The organism is Klebsiella sp. C283 (assembly GCF_048822555.1).
Taxonomy (GTDB): Bacteria; Pseudomonadota; Gammaproteobacteria; order Enterobacterales; family Enterobacteriaceae; genus Klebsiella; species Klebsiella quasipneumoniae.
On sequence record NZ_JBMEZS010000006.1, the window covers coordinates 28,502 to 49,385 of the forward strand.

19 protein-coding genes and 1 tRNA gene are annotated in these 20,884 nt (G+C 58.8%); 8 read left to right on the forward strand and 12 right to left on the reverse strand.

Annotated elements, in window-relative coordinates; all coding sequences use genetic code 11:
* Position 1: 1 nt before the first annotated feature.
* The 3 genes from ACOI7Z_RS12920 to ACOI7Z_RS12930 form a co-directional block, all read right to left on the reverse strand.
* Complete coding sequence (locus tag ACOI7Z_RS12920; protein WP_023291392.1) at positions 2-1,009, reverse strand: zinc-binding alcohol dehydrogenase family protein; 1,008 nt, start codon at positions 1,007-1,009, stop codon at positions 2-4.
* 112 nt (positions 1,010-1,121) lie between these two features.
* Positions 1,122-1,589: a DUF3237 domain-containing protein gene (locus ACOI7Z_RS12925; RefSeq protein ID WP_032454383.1), complete on the reverse strand. Its 468-nt coding sequence runs from the start codon at positions 1,587-1,589 to the stop codon at positions 1,122-1,124.
* 165 nt (positions 1,590-1,754) lie between these two features.
* Positions 1,755-1,849, reverse strand: a tRNA-Sec gene (locus ACOI7Z_RS12930).
* Between the two features lie 288 nt (positions 1,850-2,137).
* Between ACOI7Z_RS12930 and ACOI7Z_RS12935 the strand changes: the two genes are divergently transcribed.
* Positions 2,138-2,329: a hypothetical protein gene (locus ACOI7Z_RS12935; protein ID WP_048335595.1), complete on the forward strand. Its 192-nt coding sequence runs from the start codon at positions 2,138-2,140 to the stop codon at positions 2,327-2,329.
* Positions 2,330-2,360: 31 nt separating this feature from the next.
* Positions 2,361-3,083: a MurR/RpiR family transcriptional regulator gene (locus ACOI7Z_RS12940; RefSeq protein ID WP_087848704.1), complete on the forward strand. Its 723-nt coding sequence runs from the start codon at positions 2,361-2,363 to the stop codon at positions 3,081-3,083.
* 108 nt (positions 3,084-3,191) lie between these two features.
* On the opposite strand, the gene ACOI7Z_RS12945 is transcribed toward ACOI7Z_RS12940, so the two are convergent.
* The 4 genes from ACOI7Z_RS12945 to ACOI7Z_RS12960 all read right to left on the reverse strand — a co-directional run bounded on the left by ACOI7Z_RS12945 (position 3,192) and on the right by ACOI7Z_RS12960 (position 9,649).
* Positions 3,192-4,571, reverse strand: coding sequence for a glycoside hydrolase (locus ACOI7Z_RS12945; RefSeq protein ID WP_048335591.1), 1,380 nt, complete (start codon positions 4,569-4,571; stop codon positions 3,192-3,194).
* Positions 4,572-4,583: 12 nt separating this feature from the next.
* Positions 4,584-6,143, reverse strand: a complete 1,560-nt coding sequence (locus ACOI7Z_RS12950) for a PTS transporter subunit EIIC (protein ID WP_048335589.1) — start codon at positions 6,141-6,143, stop codon at positions 4,584-4,586.
* A gap of 247 nt (positions 6,144-6,390) precedes the next feature.
* Positions 6,391-8,106 (reverse strand): AsmA family protein, encoded by a 1,716-nt coding sequence (locus ACOI7Z_RS12955; protein ID WP_044525058.1) that lies wholly within the window; start codon positions 8,104-8,106, stop codon positions 6,391-6,393.
* A gap of 151 nt (positions 8,107-8,257) precedes the next feature.
* The gene (locus ACOI7Z_RS12960; protein WP_004150226.1) at positions 8,258-9,649 is read right to left on the reverse strand and encodes a nucleobase:cation symporter-2 family protein; all 1,392 of its coding nucleotides are present in this window, start codon (positions 9,647-9,649) and stop codon (positions 8,258-8,260) included.
* A 283-nt stretch (positions 9,650-9,932) separates the two neighbouring features.
* On the opposite strand from ACOI7Z_RS12960, the gene gltS reads away from it, so the two are divergent.
* Entirely contained in the window at positions 9,933-11,135 is a 1,203-nt protein-coding gene (gltS, locus tag ACOI7Z_RS12965; RefSeq protein WP_032454381.1) for a sodium/glutamate symporter, read from the forward strand.
* Between the two features lie 220 nt (positions 11,136-11,355).
* On the opposite strand, the gene glpK is transcribed toward gltS, so the two are convergent.
* Together glpK and ACOI7Z_RS12975 are read right to left on the reverse strand one after the other, a co-directional pair.
* Complete coding sequence (gene glpK / locus ACOI7Z_RS12970; RefSeq protein WP_004873089.1) at positions 11,356-12,867, reverse strand: glycerol kinase GlpK; 1,512 nt, start codon at positions 12,865-12,867, stop codon at positions 11,356-11,358.
* A 21-nt stretch (positions 12,868-12,888) separates the two neighbouring features.
* Entirely contained in the window at positions 12,889-13,740 is an 852-nt protein-coding gene (locus tag ACOI7Z_RS12975; RefSeq protein ID WP_012967047.1) for an MIP/aquaporin family protein, read from the reverse strand.
* 442 nt (positions 13,741-14,182) lie between these two features.
* On the opposite strand from ACOI7Z_RS12975, the gene zapB reads away from it, so the two are divergent.
* From zapB to ACOI7Z_RS12995, 4 genes are all read left to right on the forward strand, one after another.
* On the forward strand, positions 14,183-14,428 hold the full coding sequence (gene zapB / locus ACOI7Z_RS12980) for a septal ring assembly protein ZapB (RefSeq protein ID WP_086075620.1): 246 nt from the start codon (positions 14,183-14,185) through the stop codon (positions 14,426-14,428).
* Positions 14,429-14,580: 152 nt separating this feature from the next.
* A complete protein-coding gene (locus ACOI7Z_RS12985; protein ID WP_087848703.1) occupies positions 14,581-15,570 on the forward strand; it encodes a sulfate ABC transporter substrate-binding protein in 990 nt (329 codons plus the stop codon).
* A gap of 189 nt (positions 15,571-15,759) precedes the next feature.
* The gene (locus ACOI7Z_RS12990) at positions 15,760-16,530 is read left to right on the forward strand and encodes a CDP-diacylglycerol diphosphatase (RefSeq protein ID WP_170927807.1); all 771 of its coding nucleotides are present in this window, start codon (positions 15,760-15,762) and stop codon (positions 16,528-16,530) included.
* A gap of 64 nt (positions 16,531-16,594) precedes the next feature.
* On the forward strand, positions 16,595-17,899 hold the full coding sequence (locus tag ACOI7Z_RS12995) for an SLC13 family permease (protein WP_023291379.1): 1,305 nt from the start codon (positions 16,595-16,597) through the stop codon (positions 17,897-17,899).
* Positions 17,900-17,990: 91 nt separating this feature from the next.
* Here ACOI7Z_RS12995 and tpiA read toward each other — a convergent pair whose 3' ends face one another.
* Positions 17,991-18,758, reverse strand: coding sequence for a triose-phosphate isomerase (tpiA, locus tag ACOI7Z_RS13000; protein WP_002922909.1), 768 nt, complete (start codon positions 18,756-18,758; stop codon positions 17,991-17,993).
* A gap of 109 nt (positions 18,759-18,867) precedes the next feature.
* On the reverse strand, positions 18,868-19,467 hold the full coding sequence (locus ACOI7Z_RS13005; protein ID WP_023291378.1) for a YiiQ family protein: 600 nt from the start codon (positions 19,465-19,467) through the stop codon (positions 18,868-18,870).
* Between the two features lie 112 nt (positions 19,468-19,579).
* Between ACOI7Z_RS13005 and ACOI7Z_RS13010 the strand changes: the two genes are divergently transcribed.
* Positions 19,580-20,008 (forward strand): DUF805 domain-containing protein, encoded by a 429-nt coding sequence (locus ACOI7Z_RS13010; RefSeq protein WP_004173894.1) that lies wholly within the window; start codon positions 19,580-19,582, stop codon positions 20,006-20,008.
* On the opposite strand, the gene fpr is transcribed toward ACOI7Z_RS13010, so the two are convergent.
* The gene (fpr, locus tag ACOI7Z_RS13015) at positions 20,009-20,755 is read right to left on the reverse strand and encodes a ferredoxin--NADP(+) reductase (RefSeq protein ID WP_023291377.1); all 747 of its coding nucleotides are present in this window, start codon (positions 20,753-20,755) and stop codon (positions 20,009-20,011) included. It lies immediately after the preceding gene.
* Between the last annotated feature and the right edge of the window lie 129 nt (positions 20,756-20,884).

Sequence of the window (20,884 nt, forward strand, 5' to 3'; positions counted from 1 at the left end):
CTTAAAATCCCTCCAGCACAATCTTGCCCACCGCGCGTCCGGTTTCCAGCTGGCGATGCGCTTTCTGCAGATTGTCGGCAGTGATGGCGCCGTAGTGTTCGCCGAGGGTGGTTTTGATCGTGTGGTTGTCGATCAGGGCCGCCACGCGGGTCAGCAGCTGATGCTGGGCGATCATGTCATCCGTCTCAAACATTGAGCGGGTGAACATAAATTCCCAGTGCAGGGAGAGGCTTTTGGCTTTCAGCGGCACCACGTCCAGGGTCTCCGGATCATCAATCAGCGCCAGCTTGCCCTGCGGGGCGAGGGCGTCAATCAGCGCATTGAAGTGCTGGTCGGTGTTGGTCAGGCTGGCGACATGGGTCACCGCGTTGATGCCGATACGCGCCAGCTCGTCGGCGAGCGGCTTGCTGTGATCGATAACATGGTGCGCGCCCGCCTCGCGGACCCACCGTTGACTCTCCGGACGCGAAGCGGTGCCGATCACCGTCATGGCGGTCAGTTTGCTGGCCAGCTGGGTCAGGATCGAGCCCACGCCGCCCGCCGCGCCGACGATCAGCAGCGTGTCGCCCGCGTTACCGCCTTCCGCGACGCCGAGACGGTGAAACAGCAGCTCCCAGGCGGTGATCGCCGTCAGCGGCAGCGCGGCGGCGGAGGCGTTATCGAGGGTGCGCGGTTTGTGCGCCACCAGGCGCTCATCCACCAGCTGATATTCACTGTTGCTGCCGGCCCGGCCCAGGGCGCCGGCGTACCAGACCTCATCGCCTGGCGCGAACAGCGTCACTTCCTCGCCGACGGACTGCACCACGCCAACGGCGTCCCAGCCCAGCACCCGCGGCGTGTCGCCCCGGAAGCCGGCGCGCACTTTGGTGTCTACCGGATTGACCGAGACCGCCTTCACGGCAACCAGCAGGTCACGCCCGTGGGCGGAGGGGACCGGCAGGTCGATCTCGGTTAAAAAAGGGATATTGTCGCCGTCAGCGGCGGCTTGAGTAATGGCGATAGCTTTCATAACTGCTCCGGTCTGTGAATCGGGTGAATAAAGCGATGACGCGATAGTAGACCGGTGCCGGGAGGGGAAAAACGGGTTAACGGCAATAACAGTTATATGCAGAAAGTGAAAATCAGCCCACCTGATAGAAATCGAGCATCACCCCATCCTGAGTACGCCCGCCGGCGCAGATAAACAGCGAGGTGGTTAGCCAGCTGAGCGCGGGGGTATCCACCTCGAAGGTGGGGACAGTGCGAAAATAGATATCTTCCGGCGGAATAGTGCTAAAAAAGCGCATATCGTCGGCGAACAGTTGGTCATGATAGTGGGCCGGCACCCGGCGGATACCGTTGTTTTCCACGTACACCGTCCCTTCCTCCACCTGCAGGGCATAGCGGGCGGATAGCCTGCATGTGCCGTCGGGCCCGATAATCTGGCTATCGACGCCGCCGGGCAGCACGTGGCCGCGCAGTTGACCCGAGACGCTGCCGCCGAGAATCGGGATCAGCTGGCGCTTGCCGGTCTGCGGACTGCGGGAGACTATCACCGGTTTATCAACCTGGATGGTAATGGAAAAACAGTGTCTCAGTTCGGGGGTCATCATGGCTCTCCTGTTTCGGTTGGCAACGGCACGCGGCCTTTGCGCCAGTGTAACGGGTTTGCAGGAGACAAAATAACGCAGGGTTTGGATGAAAATGATTGGCTGAGATGATGGGTTTTGCGACTCAGTTTGGTTGGGCGTGGCTGTGGGCGAGCAGAGGCAAACTGGCGGAAGATCACAGGAGTTGAACCTGCCCGGGACCGCTGGCGGCCCCAACTGGATTTGAAGTCCAGCCACCTCACCGGAGATGACGATCTTCCGCGCCTCGATTGCTACATGGAGGCGGGGCGCATTATAGCTACTTTCAGCCGTTTACCACATACCTGAACGCACTTTTTTACTGTTAAAACTGGACTTTGCAGAACAGTCTGAGACAAATCCGTTCAAAATCCATGAGTTACACTTTTTCATACTCTTTTCAGGCTAACGCGATCGCAAAATACATGAAACATATTCTGATAATGACCTAATTCATCTTCCTGCGGCAAAGGCTGATAAAAAATGTAACCGGTACCCATCTGTGGTGCCGCCAAGGGAATTGTGCCCATATGAAAGATCCTGTTTTGTCCGTCAAAGAGAAAATTGGCTACGGCATGGGCGACGGCGCCACCCTCACCATTATTCTCGCCTTGTTCACCCTCGTTCCGGCGGAGAGGGTTTTTTTATTCCATTTTTGTACAAAAAGTAACATTCATTTCAGTCTGGTGACTCAGGCCGCAGACGCTATTCCTGAACGGTGATAGCGTATGCTGCCGCTGAGAGGAGCCCGCCATGGACTTAGAAAATATCTTTCGTGACGTGAAGCTAAGCAAAACGGAAATGACCGTGCTGCGCTTTATCCAGAACGACCCGGAGCTGTGTATCCGCCTGGGGATCCGCGCCGTGGCGGAGCAGTGCTACAGTAATCCCTCCTCGCTGGTGCGGTTGGCGAAAAAGCTTAAGTTCAGCGGCTGGCTGGAGCTGGTCTATTTCATCAAGTTCAATATCACCATGCCGAAGCTCGATGTCACCAACGATATCGACTATATGAGCATTCAGCCGGCGGAGGCGCTGACGCCGCTGCTGGCAAGCCTCGCGCAGCAGCGCGTCCTGATCCACGGCAGCGGTTTTTCGCAGTTGATTGCCCAGTATATTTATAACAAGTTCCTCGTCACTGGGGTGAATGCCAGCCTGGCGCTGTGGCCGGATTACGAAATCCTTGAGCAGAAAAACGCCGCTCGCTTCGACTCCATCTGGATCATTTCTAAATCCGGGCGCAGCAGCTCGGCGCTCAACTGGGTGAAGGCCATGGAGGGGAAGGAGATCAACCTGGTCTGCTTTACCGGCGATTATCAGAGCCCGCTGGCGCAGGCTGCGGATACGGCGTTTATCATTCACGATCCGCAGAAGTTCGACGATGATATTTACTGGAGCAACCCGTTTTTCGGCTACTGCATCCTAGGCTTTGAGCGGCTACTGAAGATGTGGTTTACCCGCGCACCTGGCAATAGGTAGCTCCGCTAAGCGCAGTGCCGCCGGGCAATATATCAGGCGCCGCGCCACCATGTTGCCGGGTGGCGGCTGCGCCTTACCCGGCCTACGCCTCCAGGTCCGGTCAGTGATTTACCGCCAGGCGGCGAACTGCTTATCGTCGAGATAAGCTTCGACCAGGGTTTTCGCCAGCGACCAGGAACCGATCAGCGGGTGCGCCATCAGCGCCCGCACCGCCAGCGACTTATCCTGCTGCAGGATCGCCGCTACCGCCAGCCGCTCATACTCTTTCACGCAGGAAATCATATTCTTCTGCGCCGTCGGCACCTTCGTCGGCGTGACCGGCTTGAGGCCCTCCCGGCTCAGGTCGCAGCTGATCTCAATCACGTCGTCAGGGCGCAAAAAGTCGAGCGTGCCATTATTCTGGATCGACACCACGATCCGCTTGGTGGTGGTGCTGTTCACCGCTTCCAGAATATCCAGCGCCACCCCGGCATAGCCGCCGGTGTCCGGCTCTTCGATAAACTGCCGCAGCGTCAGCGGCTCGCGGGTATGAAATTTCTCCTGCCGGGATTCGTTCTGCATATAGCTGTTTTCCCGGCGCAGGTAGTGCTGCATCCAGATATTGAAGGCGGCTTCCGGCTGCGTTCTGGCATCCACGGTGCGCAGCGCCTGGCGCATCTCCTGATTGATACGGGCGATTTGCTCCCCGCGCGTTTCGCCTGCCCCCTGAATCGCCTTCAGCGCCTCATCGCGATAGTAGTAATAATAGAGATATTCGTTGAGTAACTGGTTATCGCACAGCCGCACCAGCTCGGGTGAGAAGTACTGCATCGCGGTCTTCTGGTACAGCGCCGGGCTGGCGATCAGCCGCTCGGTCACCGCTTCCCCGCGCACGGTGAAGTGGGTAAACCAGGAGAAATGGTTCAGCCCATAGCATTCCACGCTCAGGTCGCGCTCCTCACAGCCGAGGATCGCCGGCAGTTCACGAATCAGCTCGGAAGGCGCATCGCAGATCCCATAGACCCGACGCTTAAAGCCGGACTTGACGATCGCTTCCGTCACCAGGCCTGACGGGTTGGTAAAGTTAAACAGAATGGCGTCTTCGGCGGCATGGGCCTCGATCAGCCGGCAATAGTCGAGGATCGCCGGGATCGAGCGCATGGCCATCGCGAAGCCGCCGGCGCCGGTGGTCTCCTGGCCGAGGGTGTTATGTTGCAGCGCAATGCGCTCGTCGCGAATGCGGCTTTCATCGCCGCCGACCCGCAGGGTGGTAATAATATAATTGGCGTTTTGCAGCGCCGCGACCGGGTCGGTGGTGGTCGTGAAATGAATATCCGGGCGAATGGTCGTAAATACATAGCGGGCGATTTCGCCGAATATCGCCAGATTATCCGCAGAGTTATCGAGAAAAACCACCTCCGTTAAACCAATGCGGTGAGCATTATAGGCCAGAGATTTCGCTAAAAATGCAGAGCGAACGCCGCCCCCGCCTAATACGGTTAATTTCATACAAACTCCTCATTAATTTTCTGCTAACCAGTTATCAACCCGGGAACGTACCTGTCCCACTTTTACGCCATAAATAACCTGAACTTCATTACGATTGCGCACCACGCCGTTGGCGCCGGTATTTTTTAATTGCGCGTCATCAACTTGCGCCATATCGCGCACGGCTACGCGCAGACGAGTAAAACAATTATCGACGGAGAGAATATTCTCCTTGCCCCCGAGGCCGCGGATAATGTCATCGGTAACCGACTGCGGCTGCGCGACTTTCTGGCGGTACTCCGCTTTGCTGTAGAGCTTCACGCTCTCGTCATCTTCCCGGCCCGGTGTTTTCAGATTCAGCCTCACCACCAGGGTGCGGAAAATCACGTAGTAGACGGCGAACTGGCCGATCCCGATAAGGACATATCCCGGCCAGCGCGTTAAGGAGACCGGCAGCGGCAGGTTATAGATCAGAAATTCGATCAGGCCCGATGCGCCCCAGGGGCGTACGGTGAAGAGGTCGCAAATGGCCTGCGAGGCGGCGGTTAACGTCGCATGGATCACCCACAGCAGCGGCGAGACAAACAAAAAGGTGAACTCAATCGGCTCGGTGATGCCGGTCAGCATGGAGGTGATAATCGCCGGCAGCAGAATCGCCTTAGCCATTACTTTTTTCTCCGGCTTCGCGGTGTGGTAGAACGCCAGCGAGGCGCCGGCGAGGCCGAAGATGGTGGTCATCCCTTGCTGTGAGAAGCGTAGGGCCTCATTCATCACCGGGGTCAGATCCGGGTGGCGCATATAGGCGAGGAAAATGGCCTGGGTACCGGAGACCACCTGGCCGTCCACGTTCAGGGTGCCGCCAATCTGGGTGAGCTGGAAGGGGGACCAGACAAAATGGTGCAGGCCGGTCGGGATAAGAAATTTTTCAAAGAAACCATAGACGAAGACCCCAGCGACCCCGGCATTTTTCATAAAGCCGGTGAGGGCGGAGATGCCGTGGGTCATAAACGGCCAAATCCAGGTAAAGGCGATGGCGTAGAAGATAACCACCGGCGTCATCGCCACCAGCGTCAGCTTGGCGCCGCCGTACATCGACAGCGCGCCGGGCAGGTCAATGGTAGAGACTTTATTGTGCACCCATGCGATGGTGCAGCCGAGAATAATGCCAAGGAAAACGCCCATATCCACCACCACAAAGCCCAGCAGCTGGGTTTGCCCGGTGCCATAATATTCACCGTTAATTTTTTCGGCGAGTCCGTGAGTGTGTTCCAGCCAGGAGTGGTTGGCGCCAAGAAACATAATGAAGCACATCACCGCAACCAGCGCGACTTCGGTTTTTTTATCTTTTGCCAGACCATAGCTAATGCCGACGCAAAATAATAAGCCAAGGTTGCCAAATAAAGGCCAAAAGGTGTCGCCGAGCATTTGCCCAAGCTGGTGCAGGAAACTGGTTTCAGCAATTAATGTCGGATTAGTTAATACTGAACTGAGGGCCAGAATTAAACCAATGACCGGCAAGAACAATACGGCGCCGATCATGGCCCGGGAGAATTTTTGCATATTCTCCAGAATACGCTGACGTATTTCAGGCATGATTGATCCTTTTATATTTTTGTAGGGACAGGGAGCGGTTTTTTATCGACTTCCAGTATTTTGGTTATAGCAACTCTGATATTTGAAGGGAACCAGTAGCGGTAAATAGGCACAGATAGCCGCTTATTGCACACAGGTTTCAGAATGCCTGCAGACCCTCTCCCTGACAGGGAGAGGGCGTAGCCAGAGCGGCGTTTTTGCTGAGAAGCCTTCCCTCTTCCGTGGGGGAGAGGGGGATGGGATATCGCTATGGCGTGACGGGAGCGGGCGCTGGCGCGGCGGGGGCGGTATTGACCTCGCCGTTGCGCATCGTTTGCGCCACCTGCTGTTTCTCCATGTTCACGGCGCTAAGCTGTGCGTTGACCGTCGGCTTGAGCGGGGCATCGGCCTGCACGCTGCCGCTGGCGGTCAGCTGGAGATTGCCATCCCCGCTGATGGGGAGCGAAGGCCAGCCCCAGGCCTGCAGAATATTCAGCGGCACGCCGCGGCCGTTCAAGCTCAAATTGACCTGGCGCTGCGGCAGCTGGGATACCGCGGCGGTGGCCTGCAGAATACCGCGCTCGGTGAACGCGCTGAGCTCAGTGATATTGAGCGTCGACGCCGTGGCGCTCAGCTTGAGTGAAGGGCGGCGCACGTCAATTCGGTTAAAAGTCGCCGCCGCGGCGTTCAGCGTCGCACTACCGTTCCACACCCCCCAGCTGCCGTTTTTCACCAGCTGAAGCTCGCCGCCATAGCCATCGAGAGCGGTAATTTGCCATGGGAAGGCAGGGTCCACATCGATGATCAGGTTGCGGCTGGCGCTGAATTTTTTCAGCGTCAGGCTTTGCAGCCAGGCCGGCAGCGGCGTCATCCACAGCGGCTTCCAGTTCGCCGGCAGCGTGTATTCCAGCCCGGCGAAGGCGGTGTCGTCGAGCACCAGCGCGTTACCGGCGCGCAGCCAGTTGCCGGAGGTTCGCACCATGCCGCCCTCCCAGCGCGAGGAGAACTGGCGCAGGGCAATACCCTGGGGTGAAAATTCGGCATTCACGATCGGGTCGAAAAAGTGCAGCGAGCCGTAGATAAATTCGCTGGCATTCATCGACAGCGTGCCGTCCTGGCTCTGCCAGCCGCCGTGACTGAGCGTCAGGTTGCGCAGGTTCAGGTCGAGGTCGGTTACCGCCCAGTCCGGCCCCTGCAGGCGGGCGTCGGTGATATCCAGGCGGCCAATCTGCAGAGAGGGGACCGTGGTTAACGGCGCGAAAAAGTCGGCCAGCGAGGCGGCGCTCTGCAGTCGGATCTCATTTAGCTGAAGGTTATCCACCAGCCAGCTGCCGTCGGCGCTGCGTTTCGCATTGCCGGTTAAGGTGCCGCGGGCGACATCGGCGCCGAGGGTGGAGAGGGTGACCTCGCCCTGATCAATCTTGCCCTGAATCAGGACGTTGCTGGCTTCGACGCCGTTGAGCGTCATTGAACCTGCGCTCATCTGGATCTGTGCCGTTTTCCCCAGCACATTGCCTGCCTCCGGCGCCCATGGGCTGACGCCGCCGGTGACGCGCTGCGCGCTGAGCGCCCAGCCGGTTTCCGGACTATTGAAAGCCATATTGCGCAACATTAGCCGGTCGGCAGCGAACGGCAGGTCGGCAGAGTGGGGGGACAGATTCAGGGTGCCGTCGTTAAGGACAATCTCATCCGCATGCAGCGGGTCGCTAAACTGGCGGGTGCTGAAACCAATATCGACCGTTTTCGCCACCAGGGTTGCCGGCTTACCTTCCCGGCCAAAGGTGACGTTTTGCAACTGCACATGCAGAGGGGAGGAGAAATCATGATCCATCGCATCGAAGGAGACCTGCCAGCCGGTGCCATTGCTGAGCCAGGCGCTGGCCTGGCGGGCGCCCCAGTGGGTTTGCAGCAGGAACCACGCGCCAACCATGACGAGCAGCAGAGCGACTAGCAGCCAGAGAATCAGCTTTCCAAGAAATTTCATGGTCTTCCACTCTGTGAGATGCACATAACCGTGTTATGCCCGATTTAGGCGCACTTCTCAAGGCAGGCGTGGTTTATTTCCGTGACGGAGCAGGCGGTGGAGGACAACAGGGGGGCGTCCCGGCCGATGGCACGACCGGGGGCGCGTTAAATCAGGCTTTTTCCGGCGGGAAAATTAAATTCAGAACAATCGCCGTGATACCGCCGGCGGCGATGCCGGAGGAGAGCAGATTCTTCAGCCAGTCCGGCGCGAACTGCAGGATCAACGGCTGTTGCGACACGCCGAGGCCCACCGCCAGCGACAGGGCGATAATCAGGATCGCCCGGCGATTCAGCGGCTCGCGGGAGACGATGCGCACGCCGGACGCGGCGATGGTGCCGAACATCACCAGCGTGGCGCCGCCGAGCACCGGCTCAGGGATATGCTGTACGAAACCGCTCACCGCCGGGAACAGCCCGAGGACGATCAGCATCAGCGCTACCACAAAGCCGACGTAGCGGCTGGCGACGCCGGTCAGCTGGATCACGCCGTTGTTCTGGCCGAAGCAGGAGTTCGGGAAGGTGTTGAAGACCGCGGAAACAAAGGAGTTGAGGCCGTTAGCCAGCACGCCGCCTTTCAGACGTTTCATATACAGCGGACCGGAGACCGGCTGCTCGGAGACATCGGAGGTGGCGGTGATATCGCCGATGGTTTCCAGGGAGGTGATCATAAACACCAGCATCAGCGGCAGCAGCAGGCTCCAGTCGATGCCGAGGCCATAGTACAGCGGTGTCGGAACGGTGATGAGGCTGCTGTTGGTCGGGGCGGTGTTGGCCGGCAGCATATCGAGGAACCACGCCGCCAGATAGCCCGCCGCCATGGCAATCACCAGCGAAGCGATGCGCAAATAGGGATTACGCTGGCGGTTGAGAATGATGATCAGCGCCAGCACGATGCCCGCCAGCAGCAGGTTCTTCGGCGCGCCGAAGGTGTGGTCGGCCATCGCCGCGTAGCCGCCGCCGATGGAGGTCAATCCGACCTGAATCAGCGACAGGCCGATAATCATCACCACCACGCCGGAGACCAGCGGGGTAATGATGCGGCGCGCCAGATGCAGGACGCGGGAGAGAACCATTTCCGTGCAGCTGGCCAGCATCAGGGTGCCGAACAGGGCGGCCATCATTGTCGGGACGTCGGCGCCGCCGGTTTTCAGCGCGGTGCCGCCCATGATGAGTGGGGCGACAAAGTTGAAGCTGGTGCCCTGAATGGAGAGCAGTCCGGAACCGACCGGGCCCCAGGCTTTGATCTGAATAATGGAGGCCACGCCCGAGGCGAACAGCGACATGCTGATGATATGTTGGGTATCTTGCGCCGGGAGACCGAGAGCCTGGCAGATTAACAGCGCCGGGGTGATCACCGCGACAAACATCGCCAGCAGGTGCTGGAAGGCGGCGAACAGGGTTTGCGGTAGCGGTGGGCGATCTTCGAGGCGGTAGATTAATTCGCTGGCTGGTTTATGCGCAACCGGTTGCGCATTTTCTGACTCTGCGGTGTTAACGGACATCACAAGCAATCCCAAGGTGGCAAAGCGGGAATTTTATCGGACTGTAGACCAAAAGCAAACGTTTGCCAGCGTTTGCCCATAAAAATTTATGCCGTGAATATGCGCAACGAGATAATTAACATTTTGTATGCTAAATCGCATCATTCAGGATACAAAATATGTTTTTCTGTCATTTTTTCCGCCGTTCTGCGTAAAATCCCCCTCTGACTCCTCATGATGAGAAGCTAAAGACACCAGGAATATCGTCGCGTGTGAATGGATCATGCGCCATAAGGAGCTTTTTATGTTTCATCTCGATACCTTATCGACGCTCGTTGCCGCAACGCTTGTGCTGTTACTCGGCAGAAAACTCGTCCAAACCGTTCCCCTCCTCAAGCAATACACCATTCCTGAACCTGTTGCCGGCGGTCTGCTGGTGGCGCTGGCGCTGCTGGTGCTGAAAAAAAGTATGGATATCGAAATTGATTTCGATATGAGCCTCAAAGATCCGCTGATGCTGGCGTTCTTCGCCACCATCGGGCTTAACGCCAACCTCGCCAGCCTGCGGGCGGGCGGCAAGGTGCTGGGTACCTTTCTGATTGTGGTGGTTGGTCTGCTGCTGCTGCAGAACGCCCTCGGTATCGGCATGGCGAAGCTGCTGGGGCTGGATCCGCTGATGGGTCTGCTGGCCGGCACTATCACCCTTTCCGGCGGCCACGGCACCGGCGCGGCGTGGAGCAAGCTGTTCATTGAGCGCTATGGTTTTGCCAATGCCACGGAGGTGGCGATGGCCTGCGCGACCTTCGGCCTGGTGCTCGGCGGTCTGATCGGCGGCCCGGTGGCGCGTTACCTGGTGAAGCACTCTTCCTCTCCTGACGGGACGCCGGACGATCAGGTAGCGCCGACCGCCTTTGAAAAGCCGGACGTAGGGCGGGTGATCACGTCGCTGGTGCTGATCGAGAGTATCGCCCTGATCGCCATCTGTCTGACGCTGGGCAAGGTGGTTGCGCAACTGCTGGCGGGCAGCGTCTTTGAGCTGCCGACCTTCGTCTGCGTGCTGTTTATCGGCGTGATCCTTAGCAACAGCCTGGCGCTGGCGGGGTTGTATCGGGTGTTCGATCGCGCGGTGTCGGTGCTGGGCAACGTCAGCCTGTCGCTGTTCCTCGCCATGGCGCTGATGAGCCTCAAACTGTGGGAGTTGGCCTCCCTGGCGCTGCCGATGATTATTATCCTGGCGGTCCAGGCGTTGGCGATGGCGCTGTATGCGGTGTTCGTCACCTACCGGATGATGGGCAAAAACTACGATGCCGCGGTGCTGGCGGCGGGCCACTGTGGGTTTGGTCTGGGGGCAACGCCGACGGCGATTGCCAATATGCAGGCGATTACCGACCGTTTTGGCCCGTCGCACATGGCCTTCCTGGTGGTGCCGATGGTGGGGGCGTTCTTTATCGATATCGTCAACGCGCTGGTGATTAAGCTGTTTCTGCTGCTGCCGGTGTTTGGCTGATAAAAACCCGGAGGCGGTGCGCTACCTGATTATGCGGTCTGCGGGCTGTGTAGCCCGGGTAAGGCGTTTACGCCGCAACCCGGGGATACCCCGGGATTTATGCGTTGGCGCGGCTTCTCCCCGGCTCGCGCTACGCTTAGCCGGGCTACGGGGTGTGCGGCCTGCTGGTTGTATCCCGGCCAAGGCGTTTACGCCGCCAGCCGGGAATACCTCAACAATCTTACGCTTCGTCGTGCTCTTCCCACGCCAGGGCGCGTTTCACCGCTTTCTTCCAGCCGCTGTAGCGATAGTTGCGCTCGGTGGTTTCAATGCCCGGGCGGAATTCGCGCTCAATCACCGCTTTCTCCTGCAGCTCATCAAGGTTCTGCCAGAAGCCGACCGCCAGCCCGGCCAGATAGGCGGCGCCCAGGGCTGTGACTTCGCGCACTTCCGGACGCTCCACACGGGTGCCGAGGATATCGGACTGGAACTGCATCAGGAAGTTGTTGGCCACCGCGCCGCCGTCCACGCGCAGGGCGTGCAGACGGATACCGGAGTCAGCCTGCATTGCTTCCAGCACGTCGCGGGTCTGATAGGCGATGGACTCCAACGTCGCACGGATAATGTGGTTCGAGTTCACGCCGCGGGTGAGGCCGAAAATCGCGCCGCGGGCATACGGGTCCCAGTAGGGCGCGCCAAGACCGGTGAACGCGGGCACGACATACACGCCGTTGGTGTCCTTCACTTTGGTGGCGAAGTACTCGGAGTCGAACGCATCGCTGATGAGCTTCATCTCGTCGCGCAGCCACTGGATGGAGGCGCCAGCCATAAACACCGCCCCTTCCAGAGCGTAGTTCACCTCGCCGCGCGGACCGCAGGCGATGGTGGTCAGCAAACCGTGAGTGGAGGTCACTGCTTTTTCGCCGGTGTTCATCAGCATAAAGCAGCCGGTGCCATAGGTATTTTTCGCCATCCCTTCCTTGACGCACAGCTGGCCGAACAGGGCCGCCTGCTGGTCACCGGCGATCCCGGCGATAGGAATACGGGTCCCGCCTTTACCACCGATGTTAGTCTGGCCGTACACTTCGGACGACTTGCGCACTTCCGGCAGCATGGCGCGCGGAATATCCAGCGCGTCGAGCATCTTGTCGTCCCAGTCCAGGTCGTGGATGTTGAACAGCATGGTGCGCGAGGCGTTGGTGTAGTCGGTGACGTGCACGCGACCCTGGGTCATCTTCCAGATAAGCCAGGTGTCCACGGTGCCAAACAGCAGCTCACCGCGCTTCGCACGCTCACGGGAACCTTCGACATGGTCGAGGATCCATTTCACCTTGGTGCCGGAGAAGTAGGGGTCCACCACCAGGCCAGTGGCCTTGCGGATATACTCCTCCATCCCGTCACGCTTGAGCTGCTCGCAGATCTCTGCGGTGCGGCGGCACTGCCAGACGATGGCGTTATAGATCGGTTTGCCGGTCTCACGCTCCCACACCACCACGGTCTCACGCTGGTTGGTGATACCGATGGCCGCGATCTGATCGGAGTTGATATCCGCTTTGGCCAGCGCTTCGACCAGCGTCGAGCTTTGGGACGCCCAGATTTCCATCGGGTCGTGTTCGACCCAGCCTGGCTTAGGATAAATTTGTTCGAATTCTCGCTGGGAGACGCTGACGATATTGGCATCATGATCCATCACAACGGCCCGGGAGCTGGTAGTGCCCTGGTCAAGCGCAACGATATATTTTTTGTCGGTCATAGTCGGTGTCCCGTAGTCAGATTACAGCGAAGCTTTATGTTGAGTGGTGGAAGAGGAGGGGCTCTGTTGCTCTTCGTCCACGCAGGTGTCGCAAGGCAGGTGGCGGCCAATCAGCTTACGATAGCTGAACGCGCCCAGCGCCGCGCCGACCACCGGTGCGCACAGCGGCACCAGGAAATAAGGTATATCTTTGCCGCCGGTGAAGGCGACATCACCCCAGCCGGCCAGCCAGGCGAAGGCTTTCGGGCCGATATCACGCGCCGGGTTCATGGCGAAGCCGGTCAGCGGGCCCATGGAGGCGCCAATCACCGCGATCAGCAGGCCGATCAGCAGCGGCGCCAGCGGGCCGCGCGGCACGCCGTTGCCATCGTCGGTCAGCGCCAGGATGACGCCCATCAGGATAGCGGTAATCACCATCTCTACCGCGAAGGCCTGCACAAAATTGATATGCGGGTTCGGGTAAGTGGAGAAGATGCCAGCCAGATCAAGGCTTTCCACGCTGCCGCGTACCATATGGTGGGTGGTTTCATAATCGAGGAAAAGATTGTAATAAAGCCCGTAAACTAATGCCGCAGCGCAAAAGGCGCCAGCGAATTGCGAAATAATAAAAGGAACCACTTTGCGGCCATCGAAGCAGGCGAACAGCCAGAGCGCGATGGTCACCGCAGGGTTAAGGTGCGCACCGGATACCCCGGCGGTCAGGTAGATCGCCATGGCGACGCCCAGACCCCAGATGATGCTGATTTCCCATTGTCCGAAGCTGGCTCCCGCGACCTTGAGCGCAGCCACGCACCCAACGCCGAAAAAGATCAACAACCCGGTACCGAGGAACTCTGCGATGCACTGGCCTTTTAAGGTTGATGTTTGGCTCATAATCGAATCCTGAAGCGTGGTGATGATTATTGTATGTAGGGCGGTCACAGACGACCATATTGCCATGTAGGCATAGTGTTAATTTATCGTTAACGAGCAAAAACGAGAAATATCGAACTTCAAATGTGTGTACCACGTCAAGAAAATGAGCGTTTTCGCGCCATTCGCGCGCATTGAGCGCGCTGCCGGAGCGTTTCACCTCGCATTTTGTTAACCATAAAATTAACAATGGCTCATGAAGTACGAGCGAACTGCGCTGAAAGTACCAGGTAAAGACTGAAAAGTGTTGCAAACCGCAATCTGCGCGGCTTGCCGCTGGACAGGGGAGGCGGGGATTCATACAATCGACGATAACACCGCTATGTGCGCTAATTTTCGTTAAGGCGGGACCGCGTATACGAAACACCAGTTTCTATCAACGCCTTGCAAGTTCAGGAGAGGTATGACGATGTCATTAGAAGTGTTTGAGAAATTAGAATCTAAGGTTCAGCAGGCGATTGATACCATCACTCTGTTGCAGATGGAAATCGAAGAGCTAAAAGAAAAGAACAACACCCTGGCGCAGGAAGTTCAGAGCGCGCAGCATGGTCGTGAAGAGCTGGAGCGCGAAAACAGCCAGCTGAAAGAGCAGCAGCAGGGCTGGCAGGAGCGTCTGCAGGCGCTGCTGGGCCGCATGGAAGAAGTCTAATCGCTTCGCGCCCTCTCCCGCCAGGGAGGGGGTGATCCTTATCCCTTCCTTTATTCTCGCAAGTTATAGCCAATCTTTTTTTATTCTTTAATCATTGAATCGCTTTCTGGCACGCTTAGCCCATCACAACACGACATAAAGAGAGCGGTGCGATGAATAAGTGGGGCGTAGGGTTAACTCTGTTGCTGGCATCCGCCAGCGTTCTGGCAAAAGACATTCAGCTATTAAACGTATCTTATGATCCAACGCGCGAGCTGTACGAACAGTACAACAAAGCGTTCAGCGCGCACTGGAAGCAGGAGACCGGCGACAACGTGGTGATCCGCCAGTCGCACGGCGGCTCCGGCAAGCAGGCGACCTCGGTGATTAACGGTATTGAAGCGGATGTGGTTACGCTGGCGCTGGCCTACGACGTCAACGCGATCGCCGAGCGCGGTCGTATCGATAAAAACTGGCTGAAGCGCCTGCCGGATAACTCCGCGCCCTATACTTCCACCATCGTGTTCCTCGTCCGTAAGGGCAACCCGAAACAGATCCATGACTGGAACGACCTGATCAAACCGGGCGTGTCGGTCATTACCCCGAACCCGAAAAGCTCCGGCGGCGCTCGCTGGAACTACCTGGCGGCCTGGGGCTATGCCCTGCATCAGAACCATGGCGACCAGGCGAAAGCCCAGGAGTTCGTCAAGGCGCTGTATAAAAACGTGGAAGTGCTGGACTCCGGCGCGCGCGGTTCGACCAATACCTTCGTAGAACGTGGGATCGGCGATGTGCTGATCGCCTGGGAAAACGAAGCGCTGCTGGCGACCAACGAACTGGGCAAAGACAAGTTTGAAATCGTGACTCCGAGTGAGTCGATTCTGGCTGAGCCGACCGTTTCGGTGGTCGATAAAGTCGTGGATAAGAAAGGCACCCGCCAGGTGGCGGAAGCGTACCTGAAGTATCTCTACTCGCCGGAAGGCCAGGAGATTGCGGCGAAGAACTTCTACCGTCCGCGCGATCCGAACGTGGCGAAGAAATATGCTAATGAATTCCCGAAACTGAAGCTGTTCACTATCGATCAGGAGTTCGGCGGCTGGACGAAAGCGCAGAAAGCGCACTTCTCCAACGGCGGCACCTTCGACCAAATTAGCCAGCGTTAAACCTCTCCAGCCCCGCTCCGGCGGGGCTTGCTGCCATCGCCCTGCAGCGGCTGTGCTTGCGCAGGCCTACAGGCCGCCAGCGTAGCCCGGGCAACGCGCCAGACGCCATCCGGAAAAGCGCCCCGCCCGTCATCTGTTTTCATTTAGTCATCAAATTACGTTACTCTTCCGCTTCAGGCTTAACAGGGAATGAAAATGAGAAGAGTAAGATACTTTTTGCTGGCGCTGCTGGTGGCGATCCTCGCGGCGCTGGCCGGCGGCTACTACTGGCTGCACTCTGGCAACCCGGACGCGTTGCGCAAGATTGTTCTGCAGCAGTGCGTTCCCCATCAGCAACAGCAGCAAAACCCGTCGCCGTGCGCCGAAGTGAACCTCAAGGGCGGCTATGTGCTGTTTAAAGACCGTAACGGCCCGCTGCAGTATTTGCTGATGCCGACCTACCGCATTAACGGCACCGAAAGCCCGCTGCTGTTGGATCCGCTGACGCCCAACTTCTTCTGGCAGGCCTGGCAGGGGCGTGAAATCATGAGCCAGCGCCACGGCGCGCCGGTCCCGGATAACGCGGTAGCGCTGGCAATCAACTCGCGCAGCGGACGCACGCAAAACCATTTCCATATTCATATCTCTTGCCTGCGCCCCGATGTGCGCGCGCAGTTAGATAAGGATGCGGCGGCGATCAGCAGCCGCTGGCTGCCGCTACCGGGTGGGCTTGAGGGCCATGAATACCTGGCGCGCCGGGTGACGGAGGCGGAGCTGGCCCAGCGCAGCCCATTCCTGATGCTGGCGGAAGAGGTGCCGGAGGCGCGTCAGCATATGGGACGCTTCGCGCTGGCGATGGCCCAGCAGAGCGACGGCTCGCTGGTGCTGCTGGCGACGGAGCGTAACCTGCTCTCCCTGAACCGGGCCTCGGCGGAAGAGATTCAGGATCATCGCTGCGCCATCCTTAACGCAAACCACTAGTTCTGGCGTTTACCTGTCTTACCTGTCGTCGTATTCTTGCTGAAAAAAACGACAGGAGACAGGCATGTCGCTCTGGCTTACCCACCCGCTGTTCCTCCCTTCACTGATTGTCGGCGTCACCATTGTGCTCTGGGCGACATCGCTGCTGCCGGAGTTTATCACCGCGCTGCTGTTTTTCGCTGCGGCGATGATGGCGAAAATCGCCCCGCCGGAGGTGATCTTTGGCGGCTTTGCCTCCTCGGCCTTCTGGCTGGTGTTCAGCGGCTTTGTGCTCGGCATCGCGATCCGTAAAACCGGGCTGGCGGACCGGGCGGCGCAGGCGTTGTCGGCGCGGCTAACCGACTCCTGGCCGCGGATGGTCGCCAGCGTGGTACTCCTCAGCTACGCCCTGGCGTTCGTGATGCCTTCCAACATGGGGCGCATCGCGCTGCTGATGCCGATCGTGGCGGCGATGGCCCGCCGGGCGGGCATTGCCGACGGTAGCCGCGGCTGGTTCGGCCTGGCGCTGGCGGTGGGATTCGGCACCTTTCAGCTGTCGGCGACCATTCTGCCCGCCAACGTGCCGAATCTGGTGATGAGCGGCGCGGCGGAAGGCTCGTACGGTATCCACTTGAATTATGTCCCCTATTTACTGCTGCATACGCCGGTGCTTGGCTGGCTGAAAGGGGCGGCGCTGGTGGCGCTAATCTGCTGGCTGTTTCCTGGTAAGCCGCATCCGCCGCGCGACCTGGCGCCGCTGCCGGCGATGAGCCGCGACGAGAAGCGTCTGGCGTGGCTGCTGGCGGTGGTCCTCACGCTGTGGGTGACCGAGAGCTGGCACGGCGTCGGCCCGGCGTGGACCGGCCTGGCGGCGGCGGTGGTAACGCTGCTGCCGCGGGTGGGCTTTATCAGCGGCGAGGAGTTTGCCAGCGGCGTGAATATGCGCACCTGCATCTACGTCGCCGGGATTCTGGGGCTGGCGATCACCGTCACCCAAACCGGGATTGGCGGCGTGGTGGGCAATGCGCTGCTGGAAGTGATGCCCCTGGATAAAGACAATCCTTTCACCAGCTTTCTCGCTCTGACCGGGATAACCAGCGCGCTGAACTTTATTATGACCGCCAACGGCGTGCCGGCGCTCTACACCACCTTTGCCCAGAGCTTTGCCGACGCCACCGGCTTCCCGTTGCTGAGCGTAATTATGATTCAGGTACTGGGCTATTCCACGCCGCTGCTGCCGTATCAGGCGTCGCCGATCGTGGTCGCGATGGGGTTAGGCAAGGTCCCGGCGAGGGCGGGGATGCTGCTGTGTCTGGCGCTGGCGGCGGTGAGCTATTTGATTTTGCTGCCGCTGGACTACGCCTGGTATCAGCTGTTGGGGAAACTGTAGCGGCAAAAAAAGCCCGGCTTGCGCTGTGCGAAGCCGGGCTTCAGAGAGTTATCAGTCATCCCGGTCGCGTGTCGCCACCGGGAAAAGCGGATTAGGCTTTTTTCGCCGCTTCTGCAGCTTTCACGATCACCGCGAAAGCGTCTGCTTTCAGGGAAGCGCCGCCAACCAGCGCGCCGTCGATGTCCGGCTGGGTGAACAGCTCTGCTGCGTTGCCAGCGTTAACGGAACCGCCGTACTGGATGATCACTTGCTCAGCGATTTTGGCGTCAGCTTTAGCAATGTGGTCACGGATGAATTTGTGCACCGCCTGAGCCTGAGCCGGGGTCGCGGATTTGCCGGTACCGATAGCCCATACGGGTTCGTAAGCGATAACCACGCCTTCGAAAGCGGCAGCGCCCTGCGTTTTCAGTACCGCGTCGATCTGACGCGCGCAAACTTCTTCCGTTTTGCCCGCTTCGTTTTCCGCTTCGGTTTCACCGATGCACAGTACCGGAGTCAGACCCTGCTCTTTCAGCACGGCGAATTTCTTCGCGATCAGCTCGTCGGATTCTTTGTGGTAGGTACGACGCTCGGAGTGGCCGATGATGATGTACTGCGCGCCGATATCTTTCAGCATTTCGGCGGAGGTTTCACCGGTGAAAGCGCCGGACAGGTTCACGTCAACGTTCTGCGCGCCCAGGTGGATGTGGCTGCCTTCTGCCGCACGCTTAGCCAGGTCCAGATACATTTCCGGCGGGGCGATGGCAACTGCACAGCCGCTTACGCCAGCCAGCTCGGTACGCAGGTTCGCAACCAGTTCGTTTACCATGTGGCGGCTGCCGTTCAGTTTCCAGTTACCCATCACTAAAGGATGTCGCATTTTAATTCTCCACGCTACTTAAGCGAATTAAGGAATATAGCCGCCCCAGAGGGCAGCATGGTCTGTGAAACAGTATAGAGACTCGTCACTGGAAAGGCTTTGCTTTTTGTCATTTATTGTTACCTTCCAGCGTTTCAGATAGCGCCAGCTTAATCGGTTCAATAGCGAAGGTCAGACCCTTTTCGCCATGATCTGCTACCACATAGCGCACGGCGCCCTCGGTGTCGGCGAAGTAGCGTTTGCCTTTGCCGGCGGTCAGGAGTTTCTGCAGTTTTTGCTGGCTCTGCGCCGGGCTAAGGGTGGGCACGAAGGCGCGGATCATGGCGCTCATATACTCCAGCGCTTTGGCCTTCGCCGCTTTTTGCTCCGGCCCCTGGATCGGTAGCCAGGTGATCTGCATGGATTTGATCTTCAGCGTGCCGCGCTCCAGCGCGGTGGAGGCATAGAGATTTTCGTTTATCTTGCTGGCGGCGCGGGTCAGGTTAGCCCGATCGCGGCTGGTTGATATGGAACGGAATTCATTCAGAGGCAGCTTCGGGTTATCGGCGTTAAATTTTTCCCGGAACTGGCTGATCGACAGGTCAAAGCTCGGCGCGCCGGCGAGCAGGTAGGGGGCAGCGGTCGTCGATTCGCTTTCTGCGGACAACGCGTGCGGGCCGACGGCAAGGCCCATCAGCCCACTGAAACACAAGATTGTCCACTTCTTCATGCCCGTCGTTCCTTTTTTTGCCTGCTGACGATTAAATCGGGAAGCGCGGCGCTTGTCAAAAAGTCACGACGCCAGGGTAAACTACGCAGACGATGATGATAAGGAAAAACGCATGACCCTACAGCAGTGGTTATTCTCAATTAAAGGGCGCATTGGCCGCCGCGATTTCTGGATCTGGATTGCCATCTGGCTGGTGACCATGAGCGCTCTGTTCACCCTGGCAGGGAGCAATCTGCTTAATCTGCAGACGGCGGCGTTTATTATCGTCTGCCTGCTGTGGCCGACGGCGGCGGTGGTGGTGAAGCGACTGCACGATCGCGGCAAATCCGGACTGTGGGCGCTGCTGATGATTTTGGCGTGGATGCTGCTGGCGGGGAACTGGGCGATGCTGCCGCAGGTCTGGCAGTGGGGCGTCGGGCGCTTTGTGCCGACGCTGATTATCGTCATGATGCTGATCGACCTGGGGGCGTTTGTCGGCACCCAGGGCGAGAATAAGTTCGGCAAGGAGACCCAGGACGTGCGCTGGAAAGCGGACGCCTGATTACCAGTAGTGCTCCGCCGTCATGTGGCCCGGCCGGCGACGCAGATGTTTGGTCATCTGCCGGGTCTCTTTTAACAGCTGTTGGGTATCGCGCACCATCTGCGGGTTGCCGCACAGCATCACATGGCTGGTGTCGTTGGTCATCGGCAGGCCGACCGCCTCCTCCAGCGCCCCGGTTTCAATCAGGAACGGCACCCGGCCGGTCAGCGAGCCTGCCACGGTTTCGCGACTGACCACCGTCTGGATGCGTAATTTGCCGGCGTAGCGCTGCTCAAGCTCGCGCATCAGCGGCAGATAGCTCAGGTCCGCGGCGTAGCGCACGGCATGGACCAGCACCAGATGGTTAAAGCGCTCAAGATCTTTGCCTTCCTGGAGAATCGACAGGTAAGGCCCAAGCGCGGTGCCGGTCGCCAGCATCCACAGGGTATCGCAATTCGGTACTTCCTCGAGGACGAAGAAGCCAGCCGCTTCGCTCACCACCTGGACCTCATCGCCCGGCTTCAGCGCCGCCAGTCGCGGGCTCAGTTTACCTTCCGGGACGGTGACCAGATAGAACTCGAGATCGGGATTGCCGGGAGCGTTGACGTAGGAGTAGGCGCGCTGCACGCGTTCGCCGTCGATTTCCAGCCCGAGCTTGGTAAATTGCCCGGCGGTAAACGGCTGAACCGGCGCCCGCACGTATAAACTGAACAAGGCGTCCGTCCAGTACTCCACTTTTGTCACTTTGCCGCTAACCCAGTCCGCCATCGTCTTCTCCTGTTGCCAAGCGATGCTTTATCTTCGGCCCAGACGGGCAAGATTTCCACCCCGCAGGCGCAAGAAAGCTCTATTGATCAAATATAAACGAAGAACAGGACAACCGCCCGCGGACGGTTG